At 68.4% G+C, this 18,876-nt stretch carries 19 protein-coding genes; 10 read left to right on the plus strand and 9 right to left on the minus strand.

Annotated elements, in window-relative coordinates:
* Positions 1-134 precede the first annotated feature (134 nt).
* The 7 genes from kstR (at position 135) to ACWF99_RS16090 (ending at position 8,461) form a co-directional block, all read left to right on the plus strand.
* Positions 135-752: a cholesterol catabolism transcriptional regulator KstR gene (kstR, locus tag ACWF99_RS16060; RefSeq protein WP_378631587.1), complete on the plus strand. Its 618-nt coding sequence runs from the start codon at positions 135-137 to the stop codon at positions 750-752.
* Positions 753-1,095: 343 nt separating this feature from the next.
* A complete protein-coding gene (gene otsB, locus ACWF99_RS16065; RefSeq protein ID WP_378631585.1) occupies positions 1,096-3,666 on the plus strand; it encodes a trehalose-phosphatase in 2,571 nt (856 codons plus the stop codon).
* Positions 3,667-3,800: 134 nt separating this feature from the next.
* On the plus strand, positions 3,801-4,685 hold the full coding sequence (locus ACWF99_RS16070; RefSeq protein ID WP_378631583.1) for a metal ABC transporter solute-binding protein, Zn/Mn family: 885 nt from the start codon (positions 3,801-3,803) through the stop codon (positions 4,683-4,685).
* Between the two features lie 8 nt (positions 4,686-4,693).
* On the plus strand, positions 4,694-5,542 hold the full coding sequence (locus tag ACWF99_RS16075; RefSeq protein ID WP_378663348.1) for a metal ABC transporter ATP-binding protein: 849 nt from the start codon (positions 4,694-4,696) through the stop codon (positions 5,540-5,542).
* On the plus strand, positions 5,542-6,408 hold the full coding sequence (locus tag ACWF99_RS16080; protein ID WP_378631580.1) for a metal ABC transporter permease: 867 nt from the start codon (positions 5,542-5,544) through the stop codon (positions 6,406-6,408). The genes ACWF99_RS16075 and ACWF99_RS16080 overlap by 1 nt, the downstream gene beginning before the upstream one ends.
* Before the next feature lie 59 nt (positions 6,409-6,467).
* Positions 6,468-7,643 carry an acyl-CoA dehydrogenase family protein gene (locus ACWF99_RS16085; protein WP_378631579.1) on the plus strand — a complete coding sequence of 392 codons (1,176 nt, stop codon included), beginning with the start codon at positions 6,468-6,470 and terminating at the stop codon, positions 7,641-7,643.
* A gap of 14 nt (positions 7,644-7,657) precedes the next feature.
* Positions 7,658-8,461: an enoyl-CoA hydratase/isomerase family protein gene (locus tag ACWF99_RS16090; protein ID WP_378631577.1), complete on the plus strand. Its 804-nt coding sequence runs from the start codon at positions 7,658-7,660 to the stop codon at positions 8,459-8,461.
* Between the two features lie 3 nt (positions 8,462-8,464).
* On the opposite strand, the gene ACWF99_RS16095 is transcribed toward ACWF99_RS16090, so the two are convergent.
* The 6 genes from ACWF99_RS16095 to carD form a co-directional block, all read right to left on the minus strand.
* Positions 8,465-8,743 (minus strand): DUF4190 domain-containing protein, encoded by a 279-nt coding sequence (locus ACWF99_RS16095; RefSeq protein ID WP_378631576.1) that lies wholly within the window; start codon positions 8,741-8,743, stop codon positions 8,465-8,467.
* Positions 8,744-8,793: 50 nt separating this feature from the next.
* Positions 8,794-9,777 (minus strand): 23S rRNA (guanosine(2251)-2'-O)-methyltransferase RlmB, encoded by a 984-nt coding sequence (gene rlmB, locus ACWF99_RS16100; protein ID WP_378631574.1) that lies wholly within the window; start codon positions 9,775-9,777, stop codon positions 8,794-8,796.
* Positions 9,777-11,180, minus strand: a complete 1,404-nt coding sequence (cysS, locus tag ACWF99_RS16105) for a cysteine--tRNA ligase (protein ID WP_378663359.1) — start codon at positions 11,178-11,180, stop codon at positions 9,777-9,779. Before cysS ends, rlmB begins: the two co-directional genes overlap by 1 nt.
* A 131-nt stretch (positions 11,181-11,311) precedes the next feature.
* Positions 11,312-11,779, minus strand: a complete 468-nt coding sequence (ispF, locus tag ACWF99_RS16110) for a 2-C-methyl-D-erythritol 2,4-cyclodiphosphate synthase (protein WP_378631571.1) — start codon at positions 11,777-11,779, stop codon at positions 11,312-11,314.
* Positions 11,776-12,522 carry a 2-C-methyl-D-erythritol 4-phosphate cytidylyltransferase gene (gene ispD / locus ACWF99_RS16115; protein WP_452536477.1) on the minus strand — a complete coding sequence of 249 codons (747 nt, stop codon included), beginning with the start codon at positions 12,520-12,522 and terminating at the stop codon, positions 11,776-11,778. Before ispD ends, ispF begins: the two co-directional genes overlap by 4 nt.
* A 14-nt stretch (positions 12,523-12,536) precedes the next feature.
* On the minus strand, positions 12,537-13,025 hold the full coding sequence (gene carD / locus ACWF99_RS16120; protein ID WP_019044685.1) for an RNA polymerase-binding transcription factor CarD: 489 nt from the start codon (positions 13,023-13,025) through the stop codon (positions 12,537-12,539).
* Positions 13,026-13,376: 351 nt separating this feature from the next.
* Between carD and ACWF99_RS16125 the strand changes: the two genes are divergently transcribed.
* Together ACWF99_RS16125 and radA are read left to right on the plus strand one after the other, a co-directional pair.
* Complete coding sequence (locus ACWF99_RS16125; RefSeq protein WP_378631569.1) at positions 13,377-14,078, plus strand: hypothetical protein; 702 nt, start codon at positions 13,377-13,379, stop codon at positions 14,076-14,078.
* Positions 14,079-14,159: 81 nt separating this feature from the next.
* Positions 14,160-15,560, plus strand: a complete 1,401-nt coding sequence (radA, locus tag ACWF99_RS16130) for a DNA repair protein RadA (protein ID WP_452536479.1) — start codon at positions 14,160-14,162, stop codon at positions 15,558-15,560.
* Between the two features lie 155 nt (positions 15,561-15,715).
* Here radA and ACWF99_RS16135 read toward each other — a convergent pair whose 3' ends face one another.
* Both ACWF99_RS16135 and ACWF99_RS16140 read right to left on the minus strand, forming a co-directional pair.
* Positions 15,716-16,393, minus strand: coding sequence for a hypothetical protein (locus tag ACWF99_RS16135; protein WP_452536481.1), 678 nt, complete (start codon positions 16,391-16,393; stop codon positions 15,716-15,718).
* 82 nt (positions 16,394-16,475) lie between these two features.
* On the minus strand, positions 16,476-17,099 hold the full coding sequence (locus ACWF99_RS16140) for a carbonic anhydrase (protein ID WP_056819369.1): 624 nt from the start codon (positions 17,097-17,099) through the stop codon (positions 16,476-16,478).
* Between the two features lie 90 nt (positions 17,100-17,189).
* On the opposite strand from ACWF99_RS16140, the gene ACWF99_RS16145 reads away from it, so the two are divergent.
* Positions 17,190-18,068 carry an A/G-specific adenine glycosylase gene (locus ACWF99_RS16145; RefSeq protein WP_452536483.1) on the plus strand — a complete coding sequence of 293 codons (879 nt, stop codon included), beginning with the start codon at positions 17,190-17,192 and terminating at the stop codon, positions 18,066-18,068.
* Positions 18,069-18,116: 48 nt separating this feature from the next.
* On the opposite strand, the gene ACWF99_RS16150 is transcribed toward ACWF99_RS16145, so the two are convergent.
* Positions 18,117-18,860: an alpha/beta fold hydrolase gene (locus ACWF99_RS16150; RefSeq protein WP_452536485.1), complete on the minus strand. Its 744-nt coding sequence runs from the start codon at positions 18,858-18,860 to the stop codon at positions 18,117-18,119.
* Positions 18,861-18,876 lie beyond the last annotated feature (16 nt).

Here is an 18,876-nt window from a genome sequence, read left to right on the forward strand (position 1 = left end):
CTTCCGGCGTGGTTCGCACTTCTAGAACATGTTCTAATATCTAAGCCGGGTATAAGTCAAGAGACCTACACTCGCACTAAGCTCCGGGCACGGCTCGGCCGATGAATTGCCACTGAAGCGAAAGGGTTTCCACGATGGACAGTCCCGCACCAACGCCCACCGTGACGACGCTGTCCGAGGACGAGCTCAGCTCCAGCGCACAGCGCGACCGGCGCAAGCGCATCCTCGACGCGACCCTCGCGCTCGCCTCCAAGGGCGGCTACGACGCCGTGCAGATGCGTGCGGTCGCCGAGCGCGCCGATGTGGCCGTCGGCACGCTGTACCGCTATTTCCCGTCCAAGGTTCACCTGCTCGTTTCGGCGCTGGCCAGGGAATTCGAGATGTTCGAGGGCAAGCGCAAGCCACTACCCGACGGCGACGGCCCGTCCGAGCGCATGCACACCCTGCTCACCCAGATCACCCGGATGATGCAGCGCGACCCCCTGCTCACCGAGGCGATGACGCGCGCGTTCATGTTCGCCGACGCCTCGGCCGCCGCGGAAGTGGATCGGGTGGGCAAGGTGATGGACCGGGTCTTCGCCCGCGCGATGAGCGACGGCGAACCCGACGACCGTCAGCTCGCCATCGCCCGCGTCATCTCCGATGTGTGGCTGTCGAACCTGGTGGCCTGGCTCACCCGGCGCGCGTCCGCGACCGATGTCACGGAACGACTCGAGCTCACCGTCGACCTGTTGCTGGGCGATCGCGGATAACCCAGCAACCCGGCAAAGCTCACCACCGCAACATCACAAATCGCCCATCGCTGTTGACACCCGTCGGCTGTGCGCCTTCCAGTAGGAAGATGCATAGCCGACGTCGCATATGCGAAACATCGCATCTACCGGGCGCGCGTGCCTCGCCGCGCCCTCGTATGCCCGGTGAGCTCGACGAATCCGGCGGAGGGCGGTGGGCCGCCGGGACGGAATTTGCCGTAAGGTCGCGAGCAAACGACCGGGGATAGTGCGCACAACGCGCCGCGCCGCTCGCGCGGCAAAATTGACGCAGTATTGTTTTTCGCGCCCCCTGATCAACTCCTCCCATCACTAGGTTGGATGCGTGAGCGCACAGGAACTGCCCTTGGATGTCCGCCGTGCACTGGCGTCGGTTGCGCGCGTGCCACGGCTCTTGGTTGCCTCGGACTACGACGGGACCATCGCCCCGATCGTGTCCGACCCGTCGAAAGCGTTTCCCCAGCGGGAATCGGTGAGCGCGCTACGCGCGCTGGCGGGGTTGGCGAACACTACTGCGGCGGTGATTTCCGGTAGAGCGCTCCGAGACCTGGCGGCGCTGTCGCGCCTGCCGGTCGAGGTGCAGCTGATCGGTAGTCACGGCTCGGAGTTCGACGTCGGCTTCGTGCACGCGATCGACAACGACGCCAAACAGCTACTGACAGAGATCAATTCCGCGTTCTCGAAGATCGCCGCCGAGAACCCGGGCGTGACCGTCGAGATGAAGCCGGCCAGCGCCGCGCTGCACGTGCGCAACGCCAGCCCCGAAATCGGCAGGCGCGCACTGACTTCCGTGCGCCAAGGCCCGGCCTGCTGGGTGGGCGTGCAGGTGACCGAAGGCAAGGCGGTGATCGAGCTCGCGGTGATCCCCACCGACAAGGGCACCGCGCTCGACACCATCCGCCATCAGGAAAGCGCCTCCGCCGCAGTGTTCTTCGGCGACGACGTGACCGACGAGAAGGCGTTCCGGGTGCTCTCGGGACCGGATGTCGGCATCAAGGTCGGCGAGGGCGAGAGCATCGCCAAGCTGCATGTGAACTCCACCGAGGACGTGGCGCGCGCGCTGGCGTTCCTCGTCGAGGAGCGGCGCACCTGGCTGGCCGGGGCGAGCGCCCCCCGGATCGAGCGGCTGAGCATGCTGGCCAGCCCGCGCTCGGTCGCGCTGCTCACCCCCGACGCGACGGTCACCTGGCTCTGCCACCCCGAACCGGATTCGGCGGCGGTGTTCGCGCATCTGCTCGGCGGCGCGGCGGCCGGACACTTCACGGTGGCGCCGGAGCGGCCGAGCCTGCCGCTGTCGCAGCGGTATGTGGACGGCACGATGACGGTCGAGACACGGTGGGCCAGTTTGCAAGTGGCCGACTACCTGCCGCACGACGTCGCTCCCGATCGCACCGATCTGACCAGGGTGATCACCGGCGCCGCGAAGGCCGTGGTCATCTTCGCGCCGCAGCCGGAGTTCGGCCAGGTGCCGGTGCGAATGCAGGCCGTACGCAGCGGAATTCAGGTCAGCGGCACCAATGATCCGATGGTGCTTCGCTCCCCCGGTGTGGAATGGGAGATCCTGTCCGACGGCACCAACGAGCAGGCGCGCGCGGTGGTCGACCCGTCGCTCGGGCCGGTCGTGCTCGAATTGCGATGCGGAACAGCAGATCTCGCGCCCTCGATGACCCCGGAGCCGCAGCGCCGCCAGCTCGCCGAGCAGTACTGGTCGCAGTGGGCCTCGGAGTTGCTGCTGCCGCCGCTCAAGCCGGATCTGATGAAGCGTTCGGCGCTCACCCTGCGCGGGCTGGTCCATCGCCCGTCGGGGTCGATCCTGGCCGCGGCCACCACCTCGCTGCCCGAGGACATCGGCGGCGTGCGCAACTGGGACTACCGCTACTGCTGGCTGCGTGACGCGTCGCTGACCGCGCAGGCACTGGTGACCCTGGGCTCGCTGACCGAGGCCGAGGAGTTCCTCGGCTGGGTGCACAAGGTGCTCGACACCCTGCCGGGGCCGGAGCGCCTGCACCCGCTGTACACGATCTACGGCGAGACGCTGCCGCCCGAGGCCGTGATCGACCTGCTGCCCGGTTACGCCGGGTCGCGGCCGGTGCGCGTGGGCAACGCGGCCAATATGCAGGTGCAACTCGACGTGTTCGGGCCGATCGTCGACCTGATCACCTCGATGGCGCACGAGCGCGAGCGTCAGGGCATCACCGCCCCGGCCAAGGCACTGCCGGATGCCGACTGGGAACTGGTGCACGCGATGGTGTCGGCGGTGCAGCGCCGCTGGACCGAACCCGACCACGGCATCTGGGAGATCCGCGGGAATCCGCGCCACCACGTGTACTCGAAGGTGATGGGCTGGCTCACCATCGACCGTGCCCTGACCCTGGCCGACCGTTTCGATCGCACCCCCGATCCCGACTGGGTGAGCCTGCGCGACACGATCGCCGACGAGGTGAAGGCGAAGGGCTGGAACGACGAGGTCCAGTCCTACACCGCCGCCTACGACGGCACCGACCTGGACGCGGCCACCCTGCACATCGGCCTGAGCGGCCTGATCGATCCCGCCGACCCGCGCTTCGCCGCGACGGTGGTGGCCACCGAGGCCGAACTGCGCAGCGGCGCCACGGTGTACCGCTACCACCACGACGACGGGCTGCCCGGCGGCGAAGGTGGCTTCCACCTGTGTGCCGCCTGGCTGGTGGAGGCGTACCTGCTGATCGGCAGGCGCTCCGATGCGGAGGCGCTGTTCGCCCAGCTCGTCGCCGCCGCGGGCCCCACCGGCCTGCTCAGCGAGGAATACGACCCGGTCGCCGAACGTTCCCTCGGTAACCACCCCCAGGCGTACAGCCACCTGGGTTTGCTGCGCTGCGCCCAACTGCTCAGCCAGCCGGTCAACGCCCTGGTCTGACAACGCTCGAGAAAGCCGGGTTCGAATTTCGAGCCCGGCTTTTCGATGCGGTTCGTACTGGGTATTCGAAGCTGCTAATCTAAAACGGTAACGATTTCCATTACGATCTAGAGCTTGCTCGCCAGGAGTGCCGCGTGAACCCTCGATTCGCCCGCTTGTTTGCCGGTCTCACGGCGGGGGTGGCGGCCGTGGTCGTCCTCAGTGCCTGCGGTACCAGCTCCAGCGATTCCGATACCCCCCAGATCGTCGCCTCCACCAATGTGTGGGGTTCGGTGGCGTCCGCCGTCGCCGGGCCGGATGCCCAGGTGACCTCGATCATCAGCGATCCCGCCGCCGATCCGCATTCGTTCGAGACCTCGGCCACCGACACCGCCAAGATCAGTGACGCGGATCTCGTCGTGTTCAACGGTGGGCACTACGACGAGTTCATCGAGAAGGCCATCTCGGGCAAGGACAAGCGGACCGTCGAGGCGTTCGAGCAGCGCGCGGACAAGAACGACGACAACGAGCACGTCTGGTACGACGTGAGCACCGTCGCCGCCGTCGCCGATCGGATCGCGGCACAGCTCGGCCAGGTCGACGCCGCGCACGCCGACGCCTACACCGAGCGCGCGGTCGCCTTCAAGAATCAGCTGATCGGCGTCAGCACCATCACCGGCACCATCGCCACCCAGACACCGAACGCGCCGGTCGCCCAGTCCGAGCCGCTCGCGCACTACCTGCTCACGGCCGCGACCGCGCAGGACAAGACCCCGCACGAGTTCCAGGAAGCGATCGAGCAGGAGACCGACCCGGCCCCGGCCGCCGTCGCCGCCACCCGCGACCTGATCACCGCCAAGCAGGTCAAGGCACTGATCTACAACACCCAGACCGAGGACAAGATCACCCAGGACCTGCGGGCCACCGCGCAGTCCGCGGGCATCGCCGTTGTCGAGGTCACCGAAACCCTGCCCGCCGGAATGGATTACATCCAGTGGCAGACCGCCAACGCCAAGGCGCTCGCCGCGGCCCTGCGCTGAGGACCCCCATGACCGAGGCAACCGCACTGTCGGACACCACCGCCGCACCGGACATCGAGACCGCCGACGCGGCGATCCGGCTGCGCGGGGCGAGGATGGCCTTCGGCGACCGCACCCTCTGGCGCGACCTCGACCTCGACGTGCGGCCGGGTGAGTTCATCGCCGTCCTCGGACCCAACGGCTCGGGCAAGACCTCACTGCTGCGCGCCCTGCTCGGCACCCTCGAACTGAGCTCGGGCAGCGCGGAGATCGCGGGCAGGCGAGCCGGGGTCGGTAATCCGGGCATCGGCTACATCCCGCAGCAGAAGACCATCGACGCCGGCGTGCAACTGCGCGGCGTCGACCTGGTCGGCCTCGGCGTGGACGGGCATCGGTGGGGGCTCGGATGGCGCGGGCGTCGCAGCCGGGCCGAGAAGGTCGAGCGGGCCATCGCCGCGGTGGGTGCCGGGTCGTTCGCGCACGCGTCGCTGGAGACGATGTCCGGTGGTGAGCAGCAGCGGTTGCGGGTCGCGCAGGCCCTGGTCGGCGACCCGTCGGTACTGCTGTGCGACGAACCGCTGCTGAGCCTGGACATGGCGAACCAGCGGCTGGTCGCCGAACTGGTCGACAAGCGCCGCCGCGAACACGACACCGCGGTGCTGTTCGTGACCCACGAGATCAACCCGATCCTGCCGCTGGTGGACCGGGTGCTCTACCTGGTGGACGGTGGCTTCCGGATCGGTACGCCCGATGAGGTGATGACCTCGCAGACGCTGTCGGAGCTCTACGGCACCGAGGTCGAGGTACTGCGGGTGCGCGGCCGCCTGGTGGTCGTCGGCACCGGCGACGATATGGACGCCCTGGGCGGTACCGCCTGATGGAAAAGCTCACCAAGGTGTTCCAGCAGATGTTCGACTTCGCCACCACCGCGAACCTGCTCGGCTACGACTTCGTGCAGCAGGCGCTGTTGGCCAGTGCCCTGCTCGGGTTGCTGGCAGGCTTGATCGGACCGCTGATCGTCGCCAGGCAGATGTCGTTCGCCGTGCACGGCACCAGCGAGCTCTCGCTCACCGGCGCGTCGGCGGCCCTGCTCGTCGGGGTCGGGGTCGGCTTCGGGGCGATCGCCGGTTCGGTGGTCGCGGCCGTGCTGTTCGGGTGGCTGGGTTCTCGTGCGCGCGAACGCGATTCGGTGATCGCGGTGGTGCTGTCGTTCGGGCTAGGGTTGTCGGTGCTGTTCCTGTGGCTCGCGCCGGAACGGGCCGGGTCGAAATTCTCGCTGCTCACCGGGCAGGTCGCCGGGGTCGGCTACGACGGGCTCGCGCTGCTGGTCACCTGCACCGCGGGCGTGCTCGCCGTGCTGGCCGTGGTGTATCGGCCGCTGTTGTTCGCCAGCTCCGATCCCGAGGTCGCGATCGCGCGCGGGGTGCCCGTGCGGGCGCTGTCGGTGGTGTTCGCGGTACTGCTCGGGATCACCGCCGCGTTCGGCGTGCAGATCGTCGGCGCGCTGCTGGTGCTCGCGCTGCTGATCACCCCTGCGGCCGCGGCCGCGCAGGTGACCTCGAGCCCGATGCGGGCGACCGTGCTGTCGGTGATCTTCGCCGAGGTCGCCGCGGTCGGCGGGCTGCTGCTGTCGCTGGCGCCCGGTGTTCCGGTGTCGACCTTCGTCACCGCGATCTCGTTCAGCATCTACCTGGTGTGCCGGGTCGTCGGACATCGCAATCGGCAACTCGCGCACGCGCGCTGAACCCGCTCCGATGCCCGAACGGCCGCGAACCACGTAGGTCGGCGCGCAGAATGGCCAGCATGATCGACTTCACCGTTCCGGATGATCTGGCCGCACTGCGAGATCGGGTTCGCGCCTTCGTCGTCGAGCAGATCGTGCCGTTCGAGCGCGATCCCCGGCTCACCGCGCACGGCCCGAACGACGACCTGCGGGCCGAACTCGTCGAACTGGCCCGCGCCGAGAAGCTGCTGACCGTGCAGGCGCCGGTGGAATACGGCGGGCTCGGACTCAGCCACGTCGAGCAGGCGCTGGTGTACGAGGCGGCGGGGTGGTCCACGCTCGGACCGGTCGCCATGAACTGCGCCGCGCCCGACGAGGGGAACATGTTTCTGCTCGGCAAGGTCGCCGACCCGGAGCAGGTCGACCAGTATCTGATGCCGGTGATCCGCGGTGAACAACGCTCGGTGTTCGCGATGACCGAGCCCGGTGGGGCCGGTTCGGATCCCGGACAGCTCAGCACCGAGGCGGTGTTCGACGGCGAGAACTTCGTGATCAACGGCCTCAAGTGGTTGATCACCGGCGCCGACGGCGCCAAGACCTGGATCATCATGGCCCTGCTCGCCGAGAACCCCCACCTGCCCGCCGGGCCGACCCTGTTCCTCGCCGACGGTGACGCGCCCGGCATCGTGATCGAGCGGATCATGAACACGATGGACCGCAACTACGTCGGCGGGCACGCGGTCGTCCGGTTCGACAATCTCACGCTGCCGCCGACGGCCGTGCTCGGGCGCACCGGACAAGCCCTGCGGTACGCGCAATTACGGCTCGCCCCCGCCCGGCTCACACACTGCATGCGCTGGCTCGGCGCGGCGGCCCGCGCCCAGTCCATCGCGCTGGACTACGCGCGTACCCGCACCGCGTTCGGCAAGCCGATCGGCGAACACGAGGGCGTGTCGTTCATGCTCGCCGACAACGAGGTGGCGCTGCACCAGTGCAGACTGACGATCTGGCACGCCTGCTGGCTGATGGATCAGGGGCAGCAGGCCAGGCACGAATCGTCGATGGCCAAGTCGTATGTGTCCGAGGAACTGTTCAAGGTCACCGATCGCTGTGTGCAGGTGCTCGGCGGGATCGGGATCAGCGACGAGACGGTGGTGGAGATGTTGTTCCGGGACATGCGCGCGTTCCGTCTTTACGATGGGCCGACGGAAGTGCACAAGTACGCGATCGGCAGACACTTGCTGGCCGGTCGCTAGTACGATTCCATCCCATGAGTTCGGAATTGCTCGTCGATGTCGAAGGCGGCGTCGCGCTACTGACGCTCAACCGACCAGCCAAGCAGAACGCCGTCACCCCGACGATGGCGGCCGAGCTGAGCGCCGCCCTTCGCCGGTGCGATACCGAGGACGCGATCCGCGCCGTCGTGATCACCGGCACGCCGCCTGCCTTCTGCGCGGGCGCCGACCTGGCCGCGCGCGGTGGCGACGTGAGCGCCACCCTCGATCCGCCCCCCTGGCAGGTCCGTAAACCGGTGATCGCCGCGGTGAACGGGCACGCGGTCGGTATCGGGCTGGCGCTGGCTCTCCAGTGCGACCTGCGCTATTTCGCGCGCGACGCGGTGTACGGGCTGAATCAGGTGCGTCGCGGGGTGCTCGCCGACGGGTTCGCGCACTGGACGGTGCCGCGCCTGGCCGGCCTGGCCAACGCCGCCGACATCATGCTCACCGGGCGCACCTTCGACGGTGACGAAGCCAAGTCACTCGGGCTGGCCAATGCCGCACTGCCCGCCGACGAGGTGCTCATGACCGCGATGGCGGTGGCCCACGACATCGCCACCGGGACCGCTCCCCTGCCGGTCGCGCTCACCAAGCGGCTGATCTGGGAGAGCCTCGGCATGACGCCTGCGGTGGTCGGGCAGCTCGAATCCGAGCTCAACGCGCAGGTTGCCAAGAGCGTCGACGGCGGCGAGGCGATGGTGGCGTTCAAGGAGCGTCGCCCGCCGAACTGGACCGGCAGCGTCAGCGGCGAATGGCCCGCCTGGGACGCGCCCGGCGTGCGCCCGAGCCTGGACTGAGCCTCAGAAGTTCCCGTTGCAGGACCCGGCCAGGTACAGCATCGCGAACAGCAGCATGCAGATGGTGCCGAAGATGCCCGCGATATAGCCGATCATCACCTGAGACCGGCCGCTGAGCGCACCGTAGGACGCGTCGATGTCGTTGAGTGCCCGCTTGCCGAGCACCCACGCGACCGGCCCGAAGAGCCCACAGCAGAACGGGCTGAGCAGCCCGAGCACAAGGATCAGGTTGGCCTGCGGGTGCTCGACCGTTTCGCCGATCGGCTGATTAGGGATCGCCACAGCACGAATTGTACGGTGACAGAGCAGTTTTGCCCGTCAACCGCGCGGACTCAGCCCAGACGGCGCTGCCTGGCGATGTCGGCGAGGACGACGCCCGCGGCGACCGAGGCGTTGAGCGACTCGACCGGGCCCGCCATCGGGATGCTCAGGATCGAGTCGCAGTTCTCGCGAACGAGCCGCGACAGGCCCTTGCCCTCGGAACCGACCACGACGACCGTCGGGACGCTGCCGTCGAAGTCGTCGAGGGTGGTGTCGCCGTCGGCGTCCAGGCCCACGATCTGGATGCCGTTCGAGGCCCAATCCTTCAGCGTGCGAGTCAGATTGGTCGCCCGTGCGACGGGCAGCCGGGCGGCGGCACCGGCGCTGGTACGCCATGCCACGGCGGTGACGCTGGCGCTACGACGCTGCGGGATCACCACACCCTGTCCGCCGAACGCGGACACCGAGCGGATGACGGCACCGAGGTTGCGGGGGTCGGTGATGTTGTCGAGCGCGACCAGCAGCGCGGGTTCGGCGGTGGCCTTCACCCGGTCCATCAAGTCGTCGGGGTGTGCGTAGCGGTACGGCGGCACCTGCAGGGCCACGCCCTGGTGCATTCCGTTGGCGCTCAGCCGGTCCAGATCGGTGCGGGGCACCTCGAGGATGGAGATGCCCATGTCGGCGGCGCGCTGCACGCTCTCCGAGAGCCGGTCGTCGTTCTCGGTGCCGACCGCCACGTACAGGGCGGTCGCGGGCACGTCGGCGCGCAGACACTCGAGGACGGGGTTGCGGCCGAGCACCAACTCGGGACCCTCGTCGGACTTGCGTCCCGCACGCGGAACGCCGGACTTTCCGGTCGGCCGACCCTGTGCCGCATTGGCTTTGGCCGCGGCTCTGGCCCGCTTGGCGGCGGGGTGCTTGGTGCGCTCGGACGCGGGCGGAGTCGCGCCCCTGCCCTCGAGACCGCGGCGATGCTTCCCGCCGGAACCGGCGACGGCACCCTTCTTGGTGCCGCTCTTCCTGACTGCTCCGCGTCGCTGTGAATTGCCTGCCATCAGTTCGCCTTTCCGCTCGATGCGCCCAGCGACCATTCCGGCCCCTGCGGGGTATCGGTTACCTCGATACCCGCGGCGATGAGCCGATCCCGTGCGGCATCGGCTTCTGCCCAGTTCTTGTCGGCCCGCGCGTTCGCGCGGCGATCCAGCTCCGTGCGGACGAGCACGTCGAGCGCGTCGATCGCCGCCGAATTGTCGGCGGGGGTGTACCACTGTTCGTCGAGCGGGTCGACGCCGAGAATTCCCAGCATCGCCCGCACCTGACCGGCCAGTTCGACCGCGGTCTCCACCGCACCCGCTTCCAGCGCGCGATTGCCCTCGTGCACCACGTGGTGAATTTCGGCGAGCGCCTTCGGGACTGCCAGATCGTCATCGATCGCGGCGGCGAATCCGTCGGTCCATTTTCCGATCGGCACCTCGCCCGCCCGGTCCAGCACTCGCTGCACGAAGGCTTCGATGCGCTGATACGAGGCGACCGCGTCGTCGAGTGCCTTGTCGGAGTATTCGAGCATCGAGCGGTAATGCGCGCTGCCCAAGTAGAAACGCAATTCTACCGGGCGCACCCGGGTGAGGACATTCGGCACCGAGAGCACGTTGCCGAGTGACTTCGACATTTTCTCCCCGCCCATCGTCACCCAGCCGTTGTGCAGCCAGTACCGCGCGAAACCGTCGCCCGCGGCTTTGGACTGGGCGATCTCGTTCTCGTGGTGCGGGAAAATCAAATCCATTCCACCGCAGTGGATATCGAATTCCGGCCCCAGATAGAACTCGGCCATCGCGGAGCATTCCAGGTGCCAGCCGGGACGGCCGGGACCCCATGGCGACGGCCAGCTCGGCTCGCCGGGCTTGGCGGCCTTCCACAGCGTGAAGTCGCGGGGGTCGCGTTTGCCGCGGGTCGGGGTCTCACCCTGGTGCACGTCGTCGAGTTTGTGGCCCGACAGCTCACCGTAATCAGGCCAACTCACCACATCGAAATAGACATCGCCGTCGGCGGCATACGCATGACCGCGCTCGATCAGCCGCTGCATCAGCTCGACCATCTGGGTGATATGACCGGTGGCGCGCGGTTCGGCCGAGGGCGGCAGCACGCCGAGCGTCTCGTAGGCCTTGTCGAACGCGCGCTCATGGGTCGCTGCCCATTCCCACCACGGCCTGCCCGCTTCGGCGGCCTTGTTCAGGATCTTGTCGTCGATATCGGTGACATTGCGGATGAACTGCACGTCGTAGTCGTGCGCGAGCAACCAGCGACGCAGCACGTCGAAGGCGACGCCACTGCGCACATGACCGATATGGGGTTGCCCCTGCACGGTGGCCCCACACAGATACACCGAGGCACGGCCGGGGACCAGCGGGGTGAATTCCCGCATGGTCCGCGTGTCGGTGTCAAAAAGGCGCAAGGTCACGGCATTCGATCCTAGTCGGTGGGATTGGGGTGGGGTTGACCGGCCGGTTCGTGGCGCCGTGGTGAACGGAACGGCTGATCGAATCGGCGAAAAGCAATACGCGGAAGGAAAGGTTCAGTGGCCCGTCGGGGCTACGAACATGCTGCGATCAGACAGGTGGAGATGGCGGCGATACCCTCGCCGCGACCGGTCAGACCGAGACCGTCCGTCGTGGTACCCGACACCGAAACGGGGGCGTCGAGGAGTTCGCCGAGCACTTTTTGCGCTTCGGCGCGGCGGGGGCCGATCTTCGGGCGATTACCGATGACCTGCACCGCGGCGTTCACGACTTCGAAGCCTTCGTCGGCCAGCAGCCTGCGGACCTCGATGAGCATGGCGGCCCCGGTGACACCGGCCCATTCGGGGCGGCCGACGCCGAAGACAGCGCCCACGTCGCCGAGGCCGGCGGCGGAGAGCAGGGCGTCGCAGAGGGCGTGGGCGGCGACGTCACCGTCGGAGTGGCCCGCGCAGCCGTCGGCGTCCGGGAACAGCAGACCGGCCATCCAGCAGGGCCGTCCCGGCTCGATGGGGTGTACGTCGCTGCCGATACCGACTCTCATCGGGCAACCGCCTGCTCGACGCCGGGACGCCCGACGGCAGGCGACCGACCGCCGTCGGCCAGCAGCGCCTCGGCCAGGCGCAGGTCGAGGGGGGTGGTGATCTTGAATGCCAGTGGGTCACCGGGGACCGTGTGCACGGCGACACCGAGGCGTTCGACCAGACCGGCGTCGTCGGTGGCGCCGACGTCGGTGGCGTAGGCGCGGCGGAGCAGGTCGGCGGCGAAGCCCTGGGGGGTTTGGATGGCGCGCAGGTGGGCGCGATCGGGGGTCCCGGTGACGATGCCCGCGTCGTCGACCGATTTCACGGTGTCCACGACGGGCAACGCGGGAACCACGGCCTGGCTGCCTGCCTGGAGCTCGGCGGCCACCCGTGCGATGAGTTCCGGTGGTGTGAGCGCTCGTGCGGCATCGTGCACGAGATAGAACGCGGCGTCGGGCGCGGCGGCGATGCCCGCGCGCACCGAATCGGTGCGCTCGGCGCCGCCCACCACCACCTGCACCGGCACAGGGGGCATCGAACCGCCGGTCAGCGAGGTGGTGGTGGACAGCAGCGCGGATGCGGCCTCGACCAGTTCGGCGGGCACGACCACGACAACCCGGTGCACCGCACCGGAGGCGATCAGACCGTCGACGGCCAACCGGACCATAGGTGTGCCGCCGACCGCGACGAACGCCTTCGGGGTGGGTTCACCCAGACGCACGCCACGACCGGCGGCAGGGACCAGTGCTACGACAGGTCGCACTTGTTTGTTTGTTTCTAGGAAGCCGCGGCGAGAACCTCGTCGAGCAGCGATTCGGCCTTGCCGTCGTCGGTGCCCTCGGCGAGCGCGAGCTCACCGACGAGGATCTGACGAGCCTTGGCGAGCATTCGCTTCTCACCGGCGGACAGGCCGCGGTCCTGCTCACGACGCCACAGGTCACGCACCACTTCGGCCACCTTGTTCACATCGCCGGAGGCGAGTTTCTCGAGGTTGGCCTTGTAACGGCGGGACCAGTTGGTCGGCTCCTCCGTGTGTGGCGCGCGCAGCACCTGGAAGACGCGGTCGAGACCTTCTTGGCCGACGACGTCACGGACGCCGACGTATTCAGCGTTCTCTGCGGGAACCCGAACGGTCAGGTCGCCTTGCGCAACCTTCAGGACCAGATACTCTTTCTGCACACCCTTGATGGTGCGGGTCTCGATTGCTTCGATCAGCGCCGCTCCGTGGTGGGGGTAAACGACGGTGTCTCCGACCTTAAAAATCATGTGTCCCGTGCCCCTTTCGATGTTCACAGTTTAACATGCGACTCGATAACGGCGCGATCAACTGTGCAGGTCAGGGCCACAACGAGGCCATCGCAGGGGTTGACAATCCAGAATTGTTGTGCATTGTGTTGTGCCAGAACGGGTTAACCACCAGCACAGCGACAGGTTATCGCACAGGGCGATCCCGGCATCGATCCGGCAAACCCCCTCGAGACACCGAACTGTTACTTCCGCACCCGCGCGTCGCGAGCCCGAACGTCACCCGCGCGAAGTGAACTACTACGCTGCCTAGTTACTACCCTCCGATCCCCGTGTGGACGGAGTGAGCCCGGTCGACATGGAGGACAAACCGTGACTGCCCTGAAAGCTGTGACCGCCCACTCGGCGCGACGTCGCATGGTGACGGTTGCCGCGCTCGCCGCTGCCGCGGGCATCGCCCTGACCGGCTGCAGTGCCGGCCAGCACACCCAGACCTCGACGCAGGCCGCCGCGATCAACGGCAACCACGCCAACGTCGGCGCCATCGCCCTGCGCAACGTGCACATCGTGTACCCGGAGGCCGCCGCCGAGCACGACAAGGGCGGCAAGGCGGTGATCGCGATGTCGATCATCAACAACAGCGAGACCGTCACCGACGAGCTGACCAGCGTGAGCACCGACCTGGGCCAGGTCAAGATCACCGGGCCCGCGGGCGACCCCAAGTTCGTGCTGAAGCCGCAGCAGACCGTGGTCGTGGGACCGGGCGAGACCAAGCCCGCCGCGGCCGACGATCACCACGGCGCCACCTCGGCGGCGCCGACCACCTCCGCGGCCGCGCCGACCAGCGCCGCCGCGGGCATCGACATCCCCTCGAACGATCCGGTGAAGACCCCGGCCACGATCGAGATCACGGGCCTGTCCAAGGACATCGTTCCCGGCCTGACCTACAACGTCACCTTCAACTTCAAGGACGCGGGCACCGTGCAGGTGTCGGTCCCGGTCGATGCCGCGGCCGTCCCGCGCATCGAGAACGAGAAGTCCGGCCCGGCGCCCGAGGGCGCGGGCGGTCACTGACACCAGCCGTAGGGAAGAGCCGTCGCGAACTTCGCGGCGGCTCTTCCTTTTTGTGTCGGTCCGGGTCCGTAGGGTGCGCGTGTGGCCAAGACCAAAGCAGTCTTCCGGTGCTCCGCGTGCACGCACGAGGTGTCCAAGTGGGTGGGTAAGTGCCCTGATTGCGGTGCCTGGGGAACGGTGAACGAGGTGGCCGTTTCGGCCTCCAGCGCGGCCCCGGGGCGGCGGGCGATGCTGCCGAGTACCGCGGCGGCGCCGTTGTCGCAGATCGACGCCAAGGTCACGCAGGCGCGGTCGACGGGGGTGAGCGAGCTCGATCGGGTGCTCGGGGGCGGTGTGGTGCCCGGGTCGGTGGTGCTGCTGTCCGGCGAGCCGGGAGTCGGCAAGTCGACGCTGCTGCTCGAGGTCGCGTTCCGGTGGGCAGCGGCGCGCGAGGAGACCGCGCTGTATGTGACCGCCGAGGAGTCCGCCGGGCAGGTGCGGCTGCGGGCCGATCGCACGGGTGCGGTGCACGACCGCGTGTACCTGGCGGCCGAATCGGATCTGTCGATCGTGCTCGGGCATGTGGAGCAGGTGCGGCCGACGCTGCTGGTCGTCGACTCCGTGCAGACCATGCTGGCACCGGAGGTGGACGGGGTGATCGGCGGTGTCACCCAGGTGCGCGCGGTCACCGCGGCGCTGACCTCGCTGGCCAAGGCGACCGGGATCGCGGTGCTGCTGGTCGGGCACGTCACCAAGGACGGGAACGTGGCAGGCCCGCGCACGCTCGAACACCTGGTGGACGTGGTGCTGCAGTTCGAGGGCGACAAGAATTCGTCGCTGCGCATGGTTCGCGGCATCAAGAACCGGTTCGGCAGCGCCGACGAGGTGGGCTGCTTCGAACTGCACGACGACGGCATCGCCTGCGTCGACGATCCGTCCGGGTTGTTCCTGCACCATCGCACCGACACCGTGCCGGGCACGGCGGTGACCGTCGCGATGGACGGCAAACGGCCGCTGGTGGCCGAGGTGCAGGGGCTGACCGTCAAGACCGAGATCCCGCAGCCACGCCGGGCGGTGAGCGGGCTGGACTACAACCGCGTCGCCATGGTGCTGGCGGTGTTGCAGAGCCGGGGCCGGGTCTTCCTCGGCAAGCACGACGTGTACGCGGCGACCGTCGGCGGGATGCGCCTGCTCGAGCCGACCGCCGACCTGGCCATCGCCTTGGCCATCGCCTCCGCCGAGGCCGACATCGCCCTGCCCGCGGGGTGGGTGATCCTCGGCGAGGTCGGGCTGGCGGGTGAGGTTCGCAAGGTCACCGGGCTCGGCAGACGCCTGGCCGAAGCCGAACGGCTGGGGTTCACCACCGCGCTCGTTCCGCCCGGTTCGGAGAAAATCAAGACCGGCACGATGCGTATCCACGAGGTCGGGGATCTGCGATCGGCACTGCGATTGGCCGAACTCCGCAAATCCCGCGCACCCCGCGAAGTGGTGGCGGTGGAATAACTCCGGCAACCGGCTGATTCAGCGCCGGTTCGCCATTGCTCCGCCAATGTCCATTGACGGCACCGCCGATCTTGCGAACGCTGCAAATCAACCCATCTTGAACATGTGACCTATGGCGCACCCGCACAATGCCCCCGGCCTGCGGGAGCGCGGCGTCAAGAGGCGAGGTTGAACGGCTCCGCGGCGCTGCGAACGGCACCGAGCTGGGCCACGACCATGTACGCACCCGCGGGCACCTGAAGGCGGTCACCCGCGCACTGCGGCTGCGAGGTGGTGCCGAACCAGGTGCCCTTGTAGGAGAGTTGTTCACCGGCCTTGAGCGTCTTCATCTCCGCCGGATCGTCCTGGTTGCAGTCGTTGCTCGCCCACAGCCTGCGCTGGCCGTCGAGGGTGTAGACGAGGAACTGTGGGCCCGCGCCGAGATCGCGCGAGCAGGCCGCGGACGAGATGTTGGTGATCACGGTGCCGAACGCGGGCTGGTCGCCGACCCGATAGGTCGGCTGGCCGACCGTCACCTTGAGCGCCAGCGACTGGTCCGAGCACGGCTGTGCCGCGGGCTGGTCGGCGGCGGCCGTCGTCGCGCTGGGCGTGACCGACCCACTGCTGGGCGTGGTCGACGCGCTACTCGACGTCGAGCTCGTCTCGGACGCGCTCGACTCCGCCGACGTGGTCGTGCTCGCGGCCGCCTTGTCGGCGCCGGACGAGTCCCCACCGCGCGCGACCATGGTGACGAGCCAGATCACGATCGCGAGCGCGACGACGATGACGCCGATCGCGAGTGCACGGCGGCGCCAGTAGATCTCCGGTGACAGCGGTCCATTCGGTTCCAGCACGCCTCAACGGTAAGCGCAGCGCGCAGGGGCGCGCTCGATGACCTCGGCGTGTCGGGGGCCGAACCGGGGAGAAGCGGGCGGTTCAGACCACCTCGCCGATATTGCCGACAGTGCGCCGCAGGTGCACGCGACCGTCTTCGAGCTTGTAGGTGACGCTCGCGATAGCGCACTGACCAGTGGCAACGCGCTGGGAGATGATCATCGAGCGCTGCATGAGCAGCTTGCTGGTCTCCACCACGTGACGCGCTTCGAGATCGTCGAGCGAGGTGAGCCCTTCGCGTCGCCCGACCAGGATCGACGGGGTCACCCGCTCGACCACGCTGCGAATGAACCCGCCGGGCACCTCGCCGCCGTCGAGAGCGTCGATGGTGGCCTTCACGGCGCCGCAGCTGTCGTGCCCTAGGACGACGATCAGCGGCACGTTGAGCACCTCGACGCCGTATTCGATCGAGCCGAGCACCGAACTGTCCACGACGTGGCCCGCTGTGCGCACCACGAACATGTCGCCGAGCCCCTGGTCGAAGATCAGCTCGGCGGCGACGCGGGAATCACCGCAGCCGAACAGGATCGCGTGGGGGTTTTGGCCCTTGACGAGTTTGGCTCGGTCCGCGGCACCCTGGCTAGGATGCTGCAGGGTGTCGTTGACGAAGCGCTCATTGCCTTCGCGCAACGACTTCCAGGCGCTTATCGGATTGGAACCAGGCATACCGACCATTGTGCACAGACCCTTGGTTACCAGCGAGTCCGCCACGTTACGCGTCGGCAAAGAGAGACTGGCTCAGAGGAAACGGGAACAGTGAGCATCGACGCGCAGGCCCTGCTCGACTGGTTCGACGACACGGCGCGCCCGCTGCCGTGGCGCGAATCGGACGCGACCGCATGGCACATCCTGATGAGCGAGATCATGCTCCAGCAGACGCCGGTGGTGCGGGTGGAGCCGATCTGGCGCGAATGGGTGGCGCGCTGGCCGGTGCCGTCGGCGATGGCGGCGTCCTCGCAAGCGGAGGTGCTGCGGGCGTGGGGCAAGCTGGGATATCCGCGGCGGGCGTTGCGGCTGCACGAGTGCGCGCGGGTGCTGGCGACCGAACACGGTGACGTGGTCCCCGCCGACGTCGACGTGCTGCTGAGCCTGCCCGGCATCGGCGCGTACACCGCTCGCGCGGTGGCCTGTTTCGCCTACGGGCAGCGAGTTCCCGTGGTGGACACGAACGTTCGGCGCGTGGTGGCTCGGGCGGTCCACGGCAGGGAGCCCGGCAACCCGTCCTCGCGCGATCTCGCCGAAACCGAAGCGCTGCTCCCTGTTCCGGTGCCGCGAGCCGCGAGGTTCTCGGCCGCCCTGATGGAACTGGGCGCGCTGGTGTGCACGGCCCGCAACCCCGACTGCGCCCGCTGCCCGCTGCCGAGCTGCGCCTGGGTCACGGCGGGCAAACCGGCCGCCGACGTGGTGCGGAAGGTGCAGAAGTACGAGGGCACCGACCGTCAGGCCCGTGGGCGGCTGCTCGATGTGCTGCGCGACGCGTCGGGCCCGGTCGAGCGGATTCGCCTCGACCTGGCATGGACCCGCGATCCGGGTCAGCGTGCGCGAGCGTTGGACTCACTGCTGGTCGACGGGCTGATCGAGCAGACCGACGATGGGCTGTTCGCACTCGCGGGCGAAGGAAGCCCCACCGGGTGATGTCGGATCTCGGCACGTGCCGAGAGAGCGGGACGACCGCCGGCCGGCTCACCTCGTGACGCGCTCCAGGAACTGGCCGACGTGTTCGCGGTATGCCTCGGGTTGTTCGTCGTGCACGAGGTGGCCTGCCTCGGCGATGCGCACATACTCCGCATCGGGATGCACCTGCGCCATCGTCCGCATCTGCCCCGGCGGGGTGATGGTGTGCTCACCCTCGATGAGCAGCGTGGGCACCCGCAGCGACTTCCATTCGGTCCAGAAATCGCGCGTGCCCCACTCCTCGGAGATCGCGCGGAAGGTGTCCACCTCGCCGTGTAGCCGGTAGCCGTCGGACGCGGCGGTGAACGCGCGCAGGAAGTACGTGCCCGCGACCGGGCCGAAAAAGTCGAGCACCGCCTGCTCGTCGGCGAACGGTTGCGGCCAGGAGTGGATCAGCTCGGCCCAGTGGGCGGCGGTGCGGCCGGTGAAATCGGGAGCGATGTCCTCGACGACGATCGCGCGCACCCGCTCGGGCCAGGTCGCCGCGAAGACCCACCCGTGGATCGCGCCCATCGAGTGCCCGACGATCACCATCGGCTCGGTGATCGCGGCGGTGCGCTCGGCCAGGGCGGCCACGAACGCCTCCGTCGTGAGCTCGGCGGGCGCCGGCCGACCGTGCCCGGCGGCGTCCACCGCATACACATGCCCGAACTCCCGCAACCACGGCACCTGATCGGCCCACGTCCGCGCGCTCCCCATCAGCCCGTGCAACAGCAGAATCGGAACCCCGGACCCACCTTCGTCGTACAACACATCTCCGATACTGCCC

The organism is Nocardia sp. NPDC055002 (assembly GCF_053608825.1).

Excerpts from the sequence above, each read along its gene's own strand:
- kstR (WP_378631587.1), top strand. The coding sequence starts at position 135 with ATGGACAGTCCCGCACCAACGCCCACCGTGACGACGCTGTCCGAGGAC.
- ACWF99_RS16075 (WP_378663348.1), top strand. The coding sequence starts at position 4,694 with ATGACCGAGGCAACCGCACTGTCGGACACCACCGCCGCACCGGACATC.
- ACWF99_RS16080 (WP_378631580.1), top strand. The coding sequence starts at position 5,542 with ATGGAAAAGCTCACCAAGGTGTTCCAGCAGATGTTCGACTTCGCCACC.
- ACWF99_RS16085 (WP_378631579.1), top strand. The coding sequence starts at position 6,468 with ATGATCGACTTCACCGTTCCGGATGATCTGGCCGCACTGCGAGATCGG.
- ACWF99_RS16090 (WP_378631577.1), top strand. The coding sequence starts at position 7,658 with ATGAGTTCGGAATTGCTCGTCGATGTCGAAGGCGGCGTCGCGCTACTG.
- rlmB (WP_378631574.1), bottom strand. The coding sequence starts at position 9,777 with ATGGCAGGCAATTCACAGCGACGCGGAGCAGTCAGGAAGAGCGGCACC.
- ispF (WP_378631571.1), bottom strand. The coding sequence starts at position 11,779 with ATGAGAGTCGGTATCGGCAGCGACGTACACCCCATCGAGCCGGGACGG.
- carD (WP_019044685.1), bottom strand. The coding sequence starts at position 13,025 with ATGATTTTTAAGGTCGGAGACACCGTCGTTTACCCCCACCACGGAGCG.
- ACWF99_RS16140 (WP_056819369.1), bottom strand. The coding sequence starts at position 17,099 with ATGCCTGGTTCCAATCCGATAAGCGCCTGGAAGTCGTTGCGCGAAGGC.